Genomic DNA, 17,171 nt, shown 5'->3' on the forward strand with positions numbered 1-17,171 from the left:
AGACAAGGCTACACAATCATTCAAAAAATCAACCCATGAAAACTTTGTTCAGGTTAAAAAGTCAATTATCCGTTTCGCGTTTTATAACAGTTTGCCTGTTATCAGCAGCGATGACAATTATACCCGATCAGGCAAATGCGGATAACATCATCACCAGTGGAACCACGTTAAGGGTTTCTGCCGGTACAACCCTGGTTTCCACAGGTAATCTGGTTATCAACAGTGGTGCGACCCTTAATAATTCGGGCACTGTTAACCTGAAAAGCAACCTGAATAACCTGAATGCAAGCCAGAATTCACTTGGAACAGGCACCGTTATATTTTCCGGAACAGCAACCCAGGCAATCAGTGGTAACAACACCATCCAGAACCTGACCATCAACAATGCCAGCGGAGTAAACAATAACGGGCAAACCCAGGTCAATGGAGTGCTGACACTGACAAGCGGGAGAGTGAATCTCGGGGCCTATAATCTTACCCTGGGAACTTCAGCAACGATTGGTGGTGCTCCTTCATCTTCGGCAATGATCGTTGCCACCGGATCGGGACAAATGAGGAAGTCTTTTGCGGCCGCGGGCTCTTTTGTCTTTCCTTTGGGCGACAATACCGGTACAGCTGAATACTCGCCTGTCACCCTCAACTTCAGTGCAGGATCTTTTGCCGGTGGAAACTACGCCGGTGTCAATCTTGTTAATGCAGCTTATCCCGGTTCTTCAGGCAGCTACCTCAACAGATACTGGAATATCTCTCAGAGCGGAATCAGTTCATTTACCTGCAATGCAACTTTTCAGTATCTTGTGGCTGATGTAAACGGAACTGAAACCAGTATCTGGTGCGTGAGGGTGCTCCCGGAACCACAAACCAATTATCAGGTTGCCAATACTACCTTACATCAGTTGACGGCCAATGGACTTACCGCAATGGGAACCTTTACAGGTAAACTTCCTATTACTGACAAAATTCTTAACCTGACTCTTTTCATTGAAGGTTTCTTTAACGGCACAACTATGAATCAGGCACAGGATGTAGACGATGATCTGAACCAATTCAACAAATTCCCGGGGATTACGGTAGATACACTAAGCATTTTTCTGGCTGATGCCTCTGCCCCTTACAACTACCTGTTCTGGGCTCATGCCCTGAATCTTAATACCAGTGGAAATGTCAGCGCTAACATCCCGGGCACATTTTCAGGCAATTATTATATTGCAGTTTTTCATCGCTCAAGTGTCCAGACGTGGAGTAGTTCTCCCGTTTCCTTTGCCGGCTCAACCATAAACTATAACTTCACGACCTCTGCAGGGCAGGCATTCGGCTCCAATCAGAAAGACCTGCTGGGCAACGGTTCAGTCTGGGGTATCTATTCGGGCGATATTACATCCTCAGTCGGTATTCAGGACGGCTATGTCGACTTTTTCGACCTGGTGAACATCTATAATCTGAATGTGAACAGTGCTTACGGATATCAGCCTGCCGATCTTACCGGGGATGGCTTTGTAGATTTTGTGGACCTGATCCTGGATTATAACAATAACGTTAACGGGATCGGCATGAATACGCCCCAGAATCCGGCCAAAAGACCATTAATGATCAGGTAGATTATGGACTGATCCCCGGGGGAATGCCGGAATCCTCATTAGAAAATAGCTGTGCTTTCATGTAGTCTGATGATTCTCAGAAAGCGCTGCTAAGCACAGTCGTAGATTATATTGATAAGTCGTCAATAGATTTTCTGATCAGTTCAATGTTGTCTGCCCGATATTCTGCATTTCAGGATATTTTAATATTACCTGTACCTTTACCAGGGATAGTTCCGATGAATGCCCCCGCTATTCCGTTGTCCAGAAGTGATTTGATATAGGTCTCAGCTTCTTCTTCGGGTAAACATACCAGCAATCCGCCTGATGACTGTGCATCACATACAAGGTATCTCTCAATCATGGATAATTGACTAAAATCAGTCCACCCCAGGGCGAAATTGTAGTTTGCTTTTGTCCCGCCAGGAATCGCTCCGGCCAATGCAAGTGCCTGAACTTCACTGATAAACGGAATGCGGTTAAACTCTATCACGGCATCCACACCTGAAGCAACAGCCATTTCATGCAAATGTCCGACAAGTCCGAAACCGGTAATATCGGTGCAGGCATGAACTTTCCTTCTGAGCATAAGTTCAGAGGAAATTTTGTTCAGCTTCATCATTATTTCCTCTGCTTCCCGCATTGTTTCTTCCTTTGCGAGTCCCATTTTGGCGGCAGTTGAAATAATCCCTGTCCCGATTGGTTTCGTGAGCACCAGAGCATCTCCGGGCATGGCCCCTGCATTGGATATTACATGGCTGGGGTTTACAAAACCTGTGACAACCATTCCAAATTTAGGTTCATTATCTTCAATGGAATGACCGCCCAGAATCGAAATCCCTGCTTCGGCTGCTTTATCGGAAGCACCTTTGACAATATCATTCAATACGCCCAATGGCAGGCGGTTAACGGGAAAAGCCGCAATATTCAAGGCAAAAGAGGCCTGTCCGCCCATGGCATAAATATCGCTGAGAGCATTTGCAGCAGCGATTGCACCAAAAGTATAAGGGTCGTCAACCACAGGGGTAAAAAAATCAACGGTCTGCACCACAGCCAGTGCATCATTAATTCTGTAAACGGCCGCATCATCTCTATTATCAGCGCCCACCAGCACATTTGGATCTGTCACGGGAGGTAATCCGGCCAGTACTTTTTCCAGGTCAGCCGGCCTGATCTTACATGCGCAGCCCAAACCATGCGTAAATCGGGTTAATTTAACCACATCTGAATGCTCTGGCTTCGATAAGGACAGCGACACATCCGGCGTCAAAGACCGGACGGTTTGAATTATGATTCTCAAAGCTTCATCCACTTCTTCCTGAGTGGTTGTATAACCCATTGAAAAACGGATGGTTCCCCGCGCGTATTCAGGGCTGACCTTCATGGCTCCGAGCACTGAGGAATCTCCGGTATCACCTGTGTGGCATGCTGCCCCCGCCGATGCAGCCAACCGAGGCATGGCTGAAAGTATGGTTTGTGCATTTAAATTACTGAAACCAACACTCACAGTATTTGGTAAAGCGAGTTCCGGATGGCCGTTCAGACGAAAATCAATTAGCCCGGCAGAGAGCCCCTCAATGAATTTCCTTTTCAGGGCGGCAGTGTGCGCCCGGTATGCTTCCAGCCTTTTAAATGCCAACTCGCACGCTTTGCCCAGACCGGCAATCTCAAGTACATTTTCAGTTCCTGCCCTGAGATTCTGCTCATGGTCGGCACCATGAATCAGCTTCTCAATCTTCACACCCTTGCGGATATAGAGCGCCCCGATGCCTTTGGGAGCATAGAGTTTATGACCGGCCAATGAAAGCAGGTCAACACCAAGATCCTGCACATCGACCGGAATCTTACCGGCCGATTGCGCTGCATCAGTGTGCATTAAAGCTCCATGCTGATGCACTATGGCTGCAATTGCCTTTACCGGCTGAACAGTTCCCACTTCATTATTGGCATGCATCACCGATACCACTACCGTATCCGGCCTTAACAGATTTCTGATATCTTCCGGATCAACCATCCCGGATTCATCCACAGGCGCTACAGAAATTTCGAATCCCTGTGTCGCCAGATAATTGACCACTTCCGTTACTGCAGGATGCTCCACGGCTGAAATGATGATGTGATTTCCCTTTGACCGCAGGGCAAAAGCGGCACCTTTCAGCGCCATATTATTGGATTCCGTCCCGCCGCTGGTAAATATAATCTCCTGCGGAAGACAATTAAGCAGCATCGCTACCCTGGCCCTGGCTTTTTCGACAGCCTCGCGCGACTTAACCCCAAATGAATGCATACTTGAAGGATTGCCGAAATATTCTTCAAGATAGGGACGCATTTCTGCTGCCACCTCAGGATCGACGGGTGTTGTGGCATTATAATCGAGATAAATCTGATCCATAGAAAAAAATTGAGGATGAATGACCGTATTCTTCTGATGAGGCTGACAAGGTAAGCCGGCGCCGTTTCAGACTGCCCGGGACTCAGCATTTACAATTAGATCAGGCAAAATCTGTTTCAGCAGCAAAGCATTGTACACAGGGTCTCCGGTGTCAGTGTTTAGCTCATTCACATACCTTTCGTTATATTTTAACATTGCTTTCTGATAAGTTTTATCATAATAAGCAAGCACAAGCATGATCGCCGGAGCAAAGTTTCCGGCCAGAATATGCCTTTGCGCGTCGGCAATCCCCTGGCCGCCTATTGCCTGTGCAATTTTTCCAAGCGAATCAAGCAGGGAGTTCTTTTCAAATCCCGCATAATCATTACATAATCGCGCAACACGGATGTTAAAAGGAACCCGGAGCATGACAAGCTGACTTCTTTTCATTTGCTCAAAAAACGGCCCCGGCAGGCTCACGGTCCCGATTGAACGGCTTTCATCTTCAATCCAGACTGGTTTTGACGGATCTAGTTTACTCCAGGCATCAAAAAGATTATTCTCAAACTGCTCGTTGGTTGGCTGCGGCAATTGACCCAGATGGCCAAAAACGGAGCCCCTGTTATGCGCAATTCCTTCAAGATCAATTATCTGTTCACCCAACCTGTCTAGTTCATGGATTATATCCGTTTTCCCGGATCCGGTCATACCGCCAAGCACAAGCATGGGAGATCCTTTGCCGGAATGTTGCCTGATATAAGACCGGCAGGCCTTGTATCCACCCTCAATTACCCGGGCATGATAACCCGCAGTACTGAACAACCATGCCAGTGACGAACTGCGCATTCCCCCTCTCCAGCAATAAAGAATAATTTCCCTGTTTTTCCCTTTGGTAATTTTATTCAGCCTTTTGACATATTCCGGTAGTTTTGCGCCTGCAAATTCAAGACCTACCAGTAAGGCTGCATCCTTGCCGGCATCGTGGTATCTTGTTCCCACAACAGCCCGCTCTTCGTCAGTAAACAAGGGAATATTGACAGCATGCGGAAGATGCCCCTGCAGGAACTCAGACGGAGATCTGACATCGATAAGCGGTAAATCCTTCCGCTCACAAAACAACCATTCGGGCCGGACGATACTAACCATGGTGCAAAAATACCTTAAAAAGAACCTCCGTATCCGAAATATAAAATTTCATAATTTAACACTCAACCCTGACAACATCAACCTCTTCATTAAAATATAACAGCCATGCCACAGGTTCGGGATACCCCATATCACGAAGCAGGGAAGCGTAATTTCTGACCTGAAAATCGTGATATTCCTCCCTCCTGCCGCTTTTAAAATCGACCACATCTGTATGATCCCTGTGTAATATAACCCGGTCAGGGCGGTATGATTTCCCTTCCGGGGTTAAGATTTCAGCTTCTGCATATACTTCTCCGTCTCCATCGAAAAAATGCCGTGACTTCGGATGCACCAGGACCTTTTCCATCAATTCTCCGATTTTTTCAGACGAAGCAGCATCAATCATTCCATTATTGACAAGCAAACCGATTACTCCGTCTTTATCCCTGTAATCATGAACCAACGACAAAGCATAATGAAGCAGATTACCGGCCATTATTGCCGAGGAAGGCTCATCCGCATTCCAGAAAAAAGGAGCCCTGGCAGCAAAAACAAGCCGTTCAGCCCAGGGTTGAGAGTAAAACTCAGCTTTCAGCCCTTGATTAATGTTATCAGATTTATGGCCTCCAACCTGCGCGCCATCCCCAAAATTATAGATTAGTTTTCCCACCTTCAGTTCACCCGAAAATTCAAGAAAACTTGTCAGCATATCCGTAACCGATCCGATTTTTTCAGTTTTGTCAGACAGCTTTCCCGATAATACATACAACCTCTCCGAAGGCCGGGTAAAAGCTACATAAACCAGGTTAAGCAGATCCAGTCTCTTTTTATCTTCTTCCGTGGTATAAAGACCGGAATACTGTGTCTTTTCAAGCCGGCTTTCCAGTTTCAGACAGGCACTTGACAGCCCTGGGATGGCTGCATCACTGAATGGCACCCAGACTGTTGACTTATTTCTCCCTCCTGCACTCTTACTGGCAAAAGGGAAAATCACCACGGGAAACTCCAGTCCTTTGGATTTATGAATGGTCATCACCTGAACAGCATCATCGCCTGCAGGTAATACAACCGATAATTTATCACGCTGTGTATACCAGTATTCAAGAAACCCGGGAATACTGCCCGGCCGCGTCGAAGTAAAACCAAGCACCTCATCAAGGAAGAACTGCAGATAAAGCGGAGAACGTTCATGCAAACCGAAAATCCGGATGATCTCTTCAACCTTATCAAAAAGAGACATATCCCTGAGATTGGCAACATCAAAACGCCTTCCCGAGTGCTCCAGCAGGTTCAGAAAGGATTGATGACTTCGTGCCTGACGGAAAACCTCAGATCTGGCTTCCCTCCCTATCAGATGATTCTCCCAAAGGTATTCAGTGATGGCAATCCGGTTAATCTCCCGTCCCGGGTCATTGAGTAACTCCAGACAATTGACCAGGAAATTTACTTCAGCAGAATTTTTCAATAAAAGAGAGTCAGCAGAAACAACCTTAACGCCCTGGCTGTTGAGAAAAACAGCAATTCCGGAAGACTCTTTGTTTGACCGGCAAAGCACTGCAATATCGCCGGGTTTGTAACCTTCATAGCACAGCGACTGAATCAGCTCATACACCCTGTTAATTGTATGGTCATCGTACATCTGATCATCACCGTCGTAAAACTCTATCTGAACCTTTCCACCACGGTTATCCGGGTCATATCCCTGTTCCCCTTCATGATAAACCGTTTTACTTTCATCAAGATAAAGCGGGGCTATATGACTGAAAAAACGGTTGTTAAAATCAACGATTTCACGGCGCGACCTGAAATTGTCTGCAAGTCTTGCATGTTTGTATTCGCGTTTGAGCACTGCCGTGCGTTGAGCAATAACCGGGTTGCCCTGAGGATTATCTACTTCCGGTAAACGCACAAACTGGTTCACATCTCCGTTGCGGAAACGGTAAATAGCCTGCTTGCCATCACCGACAATCATATTCAATCCATCCTGCGAAAGCGAATTTTCAAGCAAAGGCATCAGATTCATCCACTGCAAAACTGAAGTATCCTGAAATTCATCAATCATGAAATAACGGTACCGCTCACCAATTCTTTCATAAATAAAAGGAACCGGCTCTTCCATCACAATATCGGCAACGATCCTGTTAAATTCAGAGATCGGAACCACATTCCGCTCATTTTTGACTTTTTCAAGCCTGCCTCTCAACTCACTGAGCACCGACATGGGATAAAGCTGCCGCAGGACCATCTTCAACAGAATAATCCGGCCTTCCTCCTGGCTGATTTTATTTTCTGCCTGATAAAAAATTGATGCCAGCGTTTCCGAAATAGCCGTCACTGCAGCCCCTTCGCGTGCTTTTTTACCATCACTGCTGAGCCATTCATTATTTTCAATTGTCTTTCTTACGAAACTGTTGATTTCCGCATCAACATTTCCGTTAGCCAGTTTATCGAAAAAGCCATAAATCCCTCTGGATTTCTGGTAGAATAAATCTGCACCCAGGCCGTACCCGGCAATCAGCGACATGGCTTGTTTTCCAAAGGCAGTCAGCGTCTCCTGATATTCATTGATTACCCTGCGGATTGCCCCGGCAAAATGTTTAACCTGTGCGGCATCTATGCTTCCTGAATCTGGCAGAAGCCTGGCGGCATCTTCACGAAACAGGTTTTTTGAAAAGTCAAGCAGTGTCCTGTCAATCTGCCAGCTTTCATCCTCTTCAGCTCTTTCCCTTATGAAGTTAACAAGGATTTCAGTCAGGTTACTCTCTGTACCCGCCGCTGCCAGCATGTCCTCTACGGCAAGTTCAAGCAGCATCCCGGTATCCATTTCCACTTCAAAGTTCATGGAAAGCTTGAGGTCAAATGAAAACGCCCTGATAATCCTGTGAACAAAACTATCTATGGTGGAGACCGAAAAATCGCTGTAATTATGCAGTATCAGGGAGAGAACCTTACCTGCCCGGTCACTGAGTTCATCCGGCTGAAGCCCGGTATCCTCCAAAAGAGATCTGACCAGATGCTCATACTTTGGAGGAATACTGCCCGCTTGAAGCCCGGAAACCACTTTAAGGTTTGACAATATTCTTTGCTTTATCTCATTGGCGGCCTTATTGGTGAATGTGATCGCAAGGATGTTACGGTAACGGTGAGGATCTTTCAGCACAATAGAGAGATAGACACGCATCAGCGTATATGTTTTACCTGATCCGGCCGAAGATCTGTAAACCAGGAAATTATTCATAGTTCAGGTTAAAAGCCAAAATTAGCAAGTTCTTGCAGATGTTTCATGCCATTACGGATTAAAATATTCCGCAAAGTTACCGGCAACTAAGCGCAAACGACTTCCACATTCTGAACCCCTGATCCGGGGGTACCGTAACCTGCTTGCATGCAGCGGGCAAAAACTTATCTTTGCAGGCAAATTATCCTTAAAATGACAAAAGACAACACCCTAATTTACGGCATGCGTCCGGTAATTGAGGCGATCAGTGCCGGCAAGGAAATCGACAGGCTGATGCTTCAGCAAGGGTTGAAAGGTGAATTGTTGCCTGAATTGAGAAAACTGATCAATGAGTTCAACATCCCTTTTCAATATGTCCCTGTTGAAAAACTCAACCGGTTGGTCAAAGGGAATCATCAGGGTGTGGTTTGTTTTGTCTCCCCCATCATTTTTCAGCCTTTGGAGAACCTGTTGCTTTCAATTTATGAAATGGGTGAAACGCCGTTTTTCATTATCCTTGACCGGATTACAGACGTAAGAAATCTTGGTGCTATAGCGCGGTCAGCAGAATGTGCAGGCGCTCATGGCCTCATTATCCCGGAAAAAGGGAGCGCACCTGTAAACGCCGATGCTGTAAAAACCTCAGCCGGCGCCCTGGCGAATATCCCTGTCCATCGCAGCCCCAACCTTAAAAATACCATAGATTATCTTAAATCCAGCGGATTGAGTATTGTAGCTGCTTCCGAAAAGGGAAAAACGCCTTATTACGGCGCCTCACTCACTGGCCCTGTGGCCCTGATCATGGGATCCGAAGAGGATGGCGTATCTCCCGAATACCTGAAAAAGTGTGATCAGGTCGTAAACATCCCGATGAAAGGCAGTACCGGTTCACTCAATGTTTCTGTTGCAGCCGGTATCCTTCTTTTTGAAGCATTGCGTCAGCAAACCACTGCAGGGTAATTCAATTTGCCAGTCGGAATAATTTATGAGGAAATTAAGCCAGACAGCTGAAAACAATCTCCCGGACCGGCAATTTCTGCTGCTGGCAATGATTATCGTTTTATCGGGTCTGGTACTGCGCCTGCTCCATCTTGATTTCTCCTATTCCAATGACGAGTTAAGCGCGCTGAGCAGGGTAAGGTTCACCTCGTTCAGCGACCTGGTGAGTAAAGGCTTTTACGTGGATGGTCATCCCGGAGGCATTCAGGTGTTCCTGTATTACTGGGTAAAATTGGCAGGAATGAACGAATGGGCTGTTCGTCTTCCGTTTGCACTGGCCGGTGCATTTGGAATCTGGGTCACCATTAAATTATTCACCCGTTGGTTCGGACAGGCCGCAGGATTATTTTCCGGGGCTTTTGTTGCTTTTCTGGCTTTTCCGCTTCTCTATAGCCAGATTGCCCGGCCTTACGGAGTCGGAATGACTTTTTGCATGATCATGGCCTGGTACTGGACCAAATTGCTTTTTGATGAAAAACCCGGGATTATCATTGCATTCGCTTACGCCCTGAGTGCCACGGCGTGCATGTACACGCATTACTTCAGTTTCCTGCTCGCGCTGATCACAGGTCTATCCGGTCTTTTCCTGATGAAAAAGGACAGGATCTATTATTATACAGGTGCTGGTGTACTTGCGGCCGTGTTGTTCAGCCCACATATTACAATAACCCTCAACCATCTGAGTATTGGCGGCGTGGGCCTTTGGCTGGCAAAGCCGGCCTGGAACTGGCCTCTGCTGCACATCGCCTCAGTTTTCAACAACTCCCTGCTGATTGCCGGGCTGGTTGTTTTAATAATAATTATTCAGGCTCGTTACTTTAAGTCAGAACCAAATATCAGTATTTTAAGGGCATTGTCTCTTCTATTCTTTATACTGCCCATGATTACCGGATTTATTTATTCCCGGTGGGTTAATCCGGTTCTTCAGGATAGTGTTTTGATTTTTTCATTTCCGTTTCTCCTTGGGTTTCTCTTCTCTTTTTCCGCCGGCATACCTAAACGGTTGGTTTTGGTTATGACAAGCCTGTTGCTTGTCGCGGGCATTTCTCAAACAGTATTTATTAACAAATATTACAGCAGGCAGCATTTCGGTGAATTCCGGGGGGTAGCCCGGGCGATCTGCTCCTGGAACCAAACTTACGGCCCGGGTAACATCACCAGGGCTATCAGTGTAAATAACCCATGGTATATTGAGTTTTACATGAACCAGGAGGATGCATGCGGGACAACTTTCAGCCAATATGACAACCGTGGGGGTTCTGACCTGGAAGCGCTTAAAAAGATACTCGACGAAGCTGACACCCCACTGTTTGCTTATGCCTGGACCAAACCCGTGCCGCCTGAAATCAGGGATATGATACTTGCCAGGTTTCCATGCATAGTTGAAACCCGTAATTTCAGCGGGCTTTCAGATGCTACGCTTTTTTCAGACAAAAATCACTCATCCTGCAAAAACGAAAAAACCAAAACGCTGTACTTTTCATTGTTGCAAACCGATAACCCTGATCCGGGTTCCTTCCCCGAATTTTATCCCGGCTATGAAGGAAAACTCAGTGAGCTACCTTATGATTCCGATGATCAGTTAGCTGCCTCTGTTGAAGTCAGGGCAAAAGAACAGCTGAGCGGTGCGATGCTGGTCGCTTCATTCCACGAAGAAGATGGAAAAACACTTTTGTGGACAGCTTCGAAATTTGATCTATTTACGCTTGCCGACAGCATCAGTTCAGTCAGGCTTAGCATTCCGGTTCCGGAAAATGATCTTTATCATAAAAAAATGAAAATTTATGTCTGGAATCCCCAAAAGACTGAACTGGAAATAAGATCATTAACTATTTTCACAGAACCTTTTCCTGAACATTCGGGCACATCAGCCAACCAGACACGCAAATAAAACGGCCACGGATCCGTTACAATTCTGATAATTTAACCCATCATGACCAAAATAAAACAACCATTCTATTTTACCCTGATCGCAGGAATCATGCTGATCACTTTCAGTTCCTGTCAGCGCGAAAAAACGGAAAGTTACCCCGATGGAAAAATTAAATCTGTCAGACAATACAAATGGAAAAAGCCTCACGGAACCAGCACCTGGTACTATATAAACGGCAGTAAGGAATTGGAAGTGGAATACAAAAACGGTGAACCGGAAGGGATAACTACGCGTTGGCATTACAACGGGCGTAAGGAATCAGAAGAAATGTACAAGGGCGGGAAGAGGAATGGCGCTTCGGTAAGGTGGAATGAGCAGCGGGCAAAGATTGAAGAGAAAACCTATAAAAACGACACCCTGCATGGCCCATACAGAATGTACCATGAAAATGGCGGACTGATGATTGAAGGTTCCTATAAAGACGGAATGTTTGATGGAGAATGGGTGTATTACAATGAATTCGGTTTTAAAATCGGAGAAGGCTCCTATAAAATGGGGAGCGGAGTACAGCGGGCGTTTCATCTGAACGGAAAGCTCTGGAAAGAAATTCCATACAGGAACAGCCTGAGAAACGGTACAGAAAAGATATACAATCAGGAAGGCACTGTCGTTGATTCGGTTGAATATATCGATGATGTACCCATAGTTACCTCTGAAAAAGAGGAATAAGCCTCACCAATTGACGGATAAGCAACGTACCTGAACAAGCCCGGTCGCACTGCGTTTAGAATCAGTCTAAACTACCTGAAAAAGAAAAATTTAGCTTTATTGACGGGGCGTTAATGGAGTAAAAAATTCTTTTTCTGATTAATTTGGAAATATCATTTTTTATGGCATAAATTTGCCCTGTTATTTAGTTAACACTGTTACAAAATTCACATAAATTAATCATCCTTAAACATCCACAAGATGAATCTGGAAAAAATCATGTCGGACCTGGAGAAAAAACATCCGGGTGAAGTTGAGTACTTGCAAGCAGTACGCGAGGTTCTTGAGTCGATTGAAGAAGTTTACAACGAGAACCCACAGTTTGAATCAGCCGGTATCATTGAGCGCATCGTTGAGCCGGACAGGATTTTAACTTTTAAAGTTCCCTGGGTAGACGACAATGGCAAAGTTCATGTTAACCTTGGTTACAGGGTACAGTTCAACGGCGCCATCGGACCTTACAAGGGAGGGCTCAGGTTCCACCCGAGTGTTAACCTCAGCATCCTTAAGTTCCTCGGTTTCGAGCAGATATTCAAGAACAGTCTTACCACGTTGCCGATGGGCGGTGGCAAGGGCGGAAGTGATTTTGATCCCAAGGGAAAATCGAATGCCGAAATCATGCGTTTCTGCCAGTCATTCATGCTTGAGTTGTGGAAGATGATCGGTCCCGAAACCGATGTTCCAGCAGGTGACATCGGGGTTGGCGGACGCGAAATCGGCTACTTGTATGGTATGTACAAGAAACTGGCTTCAGAGCACACCGGCGTATTGACCGGAAAAGGCCGTAACTGGGGTGGCAGCATCATGAGGCCGGAAGCTACCGGATTTGGCGCTGTTTACTTTGCACAGGAAATGCTTTTGACCAAAGGCCAGGATTTCAAAGGTAAGACTGTCGCCATCAGCGGATTCGGCAATGTTGCCTGGGGCGCTGTAACCAAAGTGAATGAACTTGGCGGCAAAGTAGTTACCATTTCAGGTCCCGACGGATATATTTACGATCCCGACGGAATTTCCGGAGCTAAGATCGATTACATGCTTGAACTCAGGGCTTCGAACCAGGATATCGTAAAACCTTATTCCTATGAATTCCCGAATGCCCAGTTCCATCAGGGCAAACGCCCCTGGGAAGTTAAGTGTGACGTTGCCCTCCCCTGCGCTACACAGAATGAGCTTGGCCTGGATGATGCAAAAGCACTCATCGCCAACGGCGTTATCTGTGTTGCTGAAGGAGCCAATATGCCATCAACGCCCGATGCTGTCAATTTATTCATTGAAAACAGGATCATGTTCGGCCCGGGTAAAGCTGTAAATGCCGGCGGTGTCGCAACCTCAGGCCTTGAAATGACACAGAACTCAATGAAACTCAGCTGGACCGCAGAAGAGGTTGATATGCGCCTGCACCAGATCATGAAGGAAATTCACAACCAGTGCGTGAAAAATGGCAAACAGGCCGACGGCTATGTTAACTATGTGAAGGGGGCCAATGTTGCCGGCTTCCTCAAAGTTGCCAACGCTATGCTCGATCAGGGTGTTATCTGATTCCCTCTGTGAATACTTTATTGCTGATAACCTTTGCCCCGGCTTGTTGCCGGGGCTTTTTTTTACGTAAATCACTGAAAGTTTTGCTCTTATGGCATGCAGGAATGGCATGAAAATATTGATATATCATTAATTTACAATTATTTACACTCACCATAGAAAGATGTTATCTTAAAGTTTAGAAGTATCTGCGTATGAAATAATATTTCACAGAAGTGTTTGAAATTTATATTTTTGCCCTGAACCAATGAAACGGAACCATGAAAAATTTCAACAATATTGATGAAATCCTGCACTTCGCGATAAATTCCGAACAAGAATCGGTTGATTTTTACACGAGATTGTCAGGGCAGGCAAGAAACCAGGAAATGAAGCAGATTTTTGCCCAATTTGCCCATGAAGAAATGTCGCATAAAGCGAGGCTGATCAGTATCCGCGATTCAGGCCAGATTATGATCAGCACTGAAAAAGTAAATAACCTAAAAATCAGCGATTACCTTGTTGACATTTTCCCGGGACCGGACCTTACCTATGCCGAAGCCCTGGTCGTTGCCATGAAAAAGGAAAAAGCCGCCTTCAGACTTTACCTTGACCTTGCCGAAAGGACAGATAACCAGGATATAAAAGATGTTTTTATGACGCTTGCACAGGAAGAATCCAAGCACAAACTACGGTTTGAGATTGAGTATGACCAGCATGTACTGAGGGAAAACTAAATCTCTGAAGTCAAATAAATTAGCCTGGAAAAATTTCCAGGCTTTTTTTTTGATCAGGCAGTTACTTATCAGATGATCGGATATTAATAAATATGTTCAGCTGATTTCCTTAACCAATAATTAAGCTAACCTGTCAACCTTATGCACCATGAAGACTTTCAGATCATTTGATGATGCACTGCATTACGCCATCAATTCAGCCAAAGAATGTGCCGAATTCTATTCCCGTCTGTCAAACCAGGCGCGCAACAACAAAATCAAACGGCTATTCAGTCAATATGCCAGAGAAGAATACGCACAAATGGTAAGTTTGTCGAGGATCAGATACTCATTTGCAGAAACGGAGGCAGCCGGCTTTCCCTTCAGCCTTGAGCTTTACGACTGCCATGCAGCCAATGCCGGCAAGGAAGATCCGAATTATTCCGAAGCACTGGTTATTGCCATGCGGAAAGCCAGGTCTTCGTTCAGGCTCTTCCTTGAACTTTCATCCAAATCGCCTGATGAAGAATCTTCGAACATCTTAAGAACACTTGCCCATAAGGAAGCAAAGCACAGACAAGGTGTGGAAGTGGAATACAATGAGTCGTTGCTGATCTATTGCTGAATCATTGCTGATTTCAAAAATTATTGACTATCTAAGTCCCTGAGTGGTCAGAATATAAGTCTTATCAGGGGCCAGCGGGTATATACCGGAAAATCACCATAATGGAGCTTATTTCCGGTAACCTTATCCGTAGCAGGAAATTCATATTATCAGGGACAGGTCCGTGTGCAAATACGGGCTTTTTTTAATTATGGCCGAAGACCGGCCTTCAAATAATGGTGGATTTGTTTAATTTTGCAAGGTAATAAAGGCTCCGGCAGTCAGGCATCTATGCAATTTATCTATCCCAATATTCTTTTCGGTCTTCTGGCGGTATTGATCCCGATTGCCATTCACCTGTTTAATTTCAGGAAATACAAAAAGATCTATTTCAGCAATGTTAGATTACTCAGCCAGTTTCAGCTGCGTACCCGAAAACAGTCTCAATTGCTTCACTATCTGGTACTTGCTACACGAATATTTACCATTATTTTTCTTGTGCTTGCATTTGCCCAGCCCTATATTCCTTCGGACAGAAAAATAAATTTCGGAAAGGTAAATGCGGTCAGTGTCTTTATCGACAATTCCTTTAGCATGGAAACAAGCGGTGATGAGGGCCGGCTTATAGATGAAGCCCGGAACAAAGCCATCAGGATTGCAACCGCATTTGATGCTGATGATCGCTTCCAACTGCTGACCAACGATTTTGAGGGCCGGCATCAGAGGTTTGTCAGCCGGGATGAGTTTATACAGTCTGTCAGGGAAATTGCTGTGAGTCCTGCCGTAAGAACCCTTTCAGAAATAGATTCGAGGCAGCGTGATCTTTTTTACAGGCAGAGAGCTTCTTTCGCCATAGCTTATATTATCTCCGACTTTCAGCAAAGCACCCTGCTTAGGAAAGTTCCTGACAGCACATCCGGCTACAGCTCCTACCTTATTCCCGTTCAGGGGAAACAAACCGGAAACCTCTACATCGATACCTGCTGGTTCGAAAATCCTGTACTCAGAATCAACCAGATTGCTGATCTGCGCATAAGAATAAGGAATAATTCGGAAAATGATGTTCAGAAAATCCCCGTAAGACTTGTGATCAACGGATCGCAACGTGCAGTTGCAGCAGTTGACATTCCGGCTGAAGGCAGTGCTATGGTAAACCTCTCCTTTAGCAATCCTGACGCGGGAGTTTTTAAGGCTGTTGCTGAAATCAATGACTATCCCGTAACCTTCGACGACAATTATTACTTTACTTTCAAGGTATCTGAGCATATACCCGTGCTGGCCGTCAACCAGAACGAAGCATATAACAAGTATCTGGTTCCTGTTTTCGGGCTGGATTCAATCCTGCACCTTGACAATATATCTGACCGGCAGATTGATTATTCCTCCCTCCCATCCTACCGGCTGATTATCCTTAACAACCTGAAAACCATCCCGAGCGGTGCCGTGCAGGAACTGGGCAGATATATAAAGCAGGGGGGCAATCTGTTGATCTTCCCTTCCTTATCCTCAAAACCTGCAGACTTAAACATGCTGCTATCCGAACCTGGCTCCGATCTTTACCGGGAAATTGATTCTGCACAAAGCAAAATATCCTCCCTGAATACCAACCACCCTGTACTGAGGGATGTATTTGAGAAAAACACCCTGAAAGAAAATAACATCGACCTCCCGACAATCCTGAAGCATTTTGGCATTCAGCAAAGTTCTGGCGGCAAAAGCGAAACGCTGATCAGTCTTGATAACGGAGATCCGTTATTGACCGTTTTTCCCAGCGGCAACGGCAAGGTTTACCTGAGTGCCATCCCGCTTTCCGATCAGGCAGGGAACTTCCCCCGGCATGCTATTTTCGTGCCTGTTATGCTGAATATTGCATTCCAGAGTGAAGATATTCAGCCGTTTATGTACTATACCAGCGGCAACAGGGGAATAAATGCCGGCACCATCCGACCCGAAGGAGAGCGTGTATTTAAAATCAGGAACGAAAACGGAGATTACGAGTTCATCCCTGAATTCAGAAGCATTGATGGCCGGAGTTTTATTTATGTAAATGACCAGATTGAAAAGGCAGGGTTTTATTACATTATGGACGGGGACAACCAGGTTGGCACGCTGGCTTTCAATATCAACCGTAAAGAATCAGATCTCAGAACCGCCGGCATGGAAGAACTACAGCAACTTGTTGCCGGAATTCCGGGAATGGAACTGCTGGAAACCGGAAAGAAGGATGTCGGTAAAATAATTTCAGAAGGCAACTCCGGGAAGAAGCTTTGGAAATGGTTTATCATTGCCGCACTTCTTGCAATCATAGCCGAGGTACTGTTGCTGCGGTTTTTCAGAAAAACATACAAAACGGAAGGTTAATAGTTTATCTTCGCCGGGGCACCGGGATAGCAATAAAAT

The 17,171-nt window shown here is 45.6% G+C and carries 11 protein-coding genes and 1 pseudogene; 8 read left to right on the forward strand and 4 right to left on the reverse strand.

Translation table 11 applies throughout. The annotated features are described in order from the left end of the window. Positions 1–35 precede the first annotated feature (35 nt). Positions 36–1,598, forward strand: coding sequence for an autotransporter outer membrane beta-barrel domain-containing protein (locus tag TBC1_RS14735; RefSeq protein WP_062044591.1), 1,563 nt, complete (start codon positions 36–38; stop codon positions 1,596–1,598). A gap of 172 nt (positions 1,599–1,770) precedes the next feature. On the opposite strand, the gene selD is transcribed toward TBC1_RS14735, so the two are convergent. The 4 genes and pseudogenes from selD to TBC1_RS14750 form a co-directional block, all read right to left on the reverse strand. Then, on the reverse strand, positions 1,771–2,799 hold the full coding sequence (gene selD, locus TBC1_RS18315) for a selenide, water dikinase SelD (RefSeq protein ID WP_394330767.1): 1,029 nt from the start codon (positions 2,797–2,799) through the stop codon (positions 1,771–1,773). Between the two features lie 75 nt (positions 2,800–2,874). Further along, positions 2,875–3,969, reverse strand: a pseudogene (locus tag TBC1_RS18320) (cysteine desulfurase family protein); the annotation flags it as partial. 66 nt (positions 3,970–4,035) lie between these two features. After that, positions 4,036–5,094 (reverse strand): tRNA 2-selenouridine(34) synthase MnmH, encoded by a 1,059-nt coding sequence (mnmH, locus tag TBC1_RS14745; protein WP_082189653.1) that lies wholly within the window; start codon positions 5,092–5,094, stop codon positions 4,036–4,038. A 55-nt stretch (positions 5,095–5,149) separates the two neighbouring features. After that, positions 5,150–8,314, reverse strand: a complete 3,165-nt coding sequence (locus tag TBC1_RS14750) for a UvrD-helicase domain-containing protein (protein WP_062044597.1) — start codon at positions 8,312–8,314, stop codon at positions 5,150–5,152. Between the two features lie 192 nt (positions 8,315–8,506). Here TBC1_RS14750 and rlmB point away from each other — a divergent pair, with 192 nt between their 5' ends. From rlmB to TBC1_RS14785, 7 genes are all read left to right on the forward strand, one after another. Then, positions 8,507–9,253, forward strand: a complete 747-nt coding sequence (gene rlmB / locus TBC1_RS14755) for a 23S rRNA (guanosine(2251)-2'-O)-methyltransferase RlmB (protein WP_062045617.1) — start codon at positions 8,507–8,509, stop codon at positions 9,251–9,253. A gap of 25 nt (positions 9,254–9,278) precedes the next feature. Next, positions 9,279–11,183, forward strand: a complete 1,905-nt coding sequence (locus TBC1_RS14760; protein ID WP_062044598.1) for a glycosyltransferase family 39 protein — start codon at positions 9,279–9,281, stop codon at positions 11,181–11,183. A 42-nt stretch (positions 11,184–11,225) separates the two neighbouring features. Next, on the forward strand, positions 11,226–11,894 hold the full coding sequence (locus TBC1_RS14765; protein ID WP_062044600.1) for a toxin-antitoxin system YwqK family antitoxin: 669 nt from the start codon (positions 11,226–11,228) through the stop codon (positions 11,892–11,894). A 240-nt stretch (positions 11,895–12,134) separates the two neighbouring features. Next, positions 12,135–13,472 carry an NADP-specific glutamate dehydrogenase gene (gene gdhA / locus TBC1_RS14770; protein WP_062044603.1) on the forward strand — a complete coding sequence of 446 codons (1,338 nt, stop codon included), beginning with the start codon at positions 12,135–12,137 and terminating at the stop codon, positions 13,470–13,472. A gap of 260 nt (positions 13,473–13,732) precedes the next feature. Beyond that, the gene (locus tag TBC1_RS14775; protein WP_062044605.1) at positions 13,733–14,188 is read left to right on the forward strand and encodes a ferritin family protein; all 456 of its coding nucleotides are present in this window, start codon (positions 13,733–13,735) and stop codon (positions 14,186–14,188) included. A 148-nt stretch (positions 14,189–14,336) separates the two neighbouring features. Beyond that, a complete protein-coding gene (locus tag TBC1_RS14780) occupies positions 14,337–14,792 on the forward strand; it encodes a ferritin family protein (protein ID WP_062044607.1) in 456 nt (151 codons plus the stop codon). A gap of 270 nt (positions 14,793–15,062) precedes the next feature. After that, positions 15,063–17,132 carry a BatA domain-containing protein gene (locus TBC1_RS14785; protein ID WP_137305766.1) on the forward strand — a complete coding sequence of 690 codons (2,070 nt, stop codon included), beginning with the start codon at positions 15,063–15,065 and terminating at the stop codon, positions 17,130–17,132. The last annotated feature ends 39 nt before the right edge of the window (positions 17,133–17,171 follow it).

Origin of the sequence: Lentimicrobium saccharophilum (assembly GCF_001192835.1) — a bacterium.
Lineage (GTDB): Bacteria > Bacteroidota > Bacteroidia > Bacteroidales > Lentimicrobiaceae > Lentimicrobium > Lentimicrobium saccharophilum.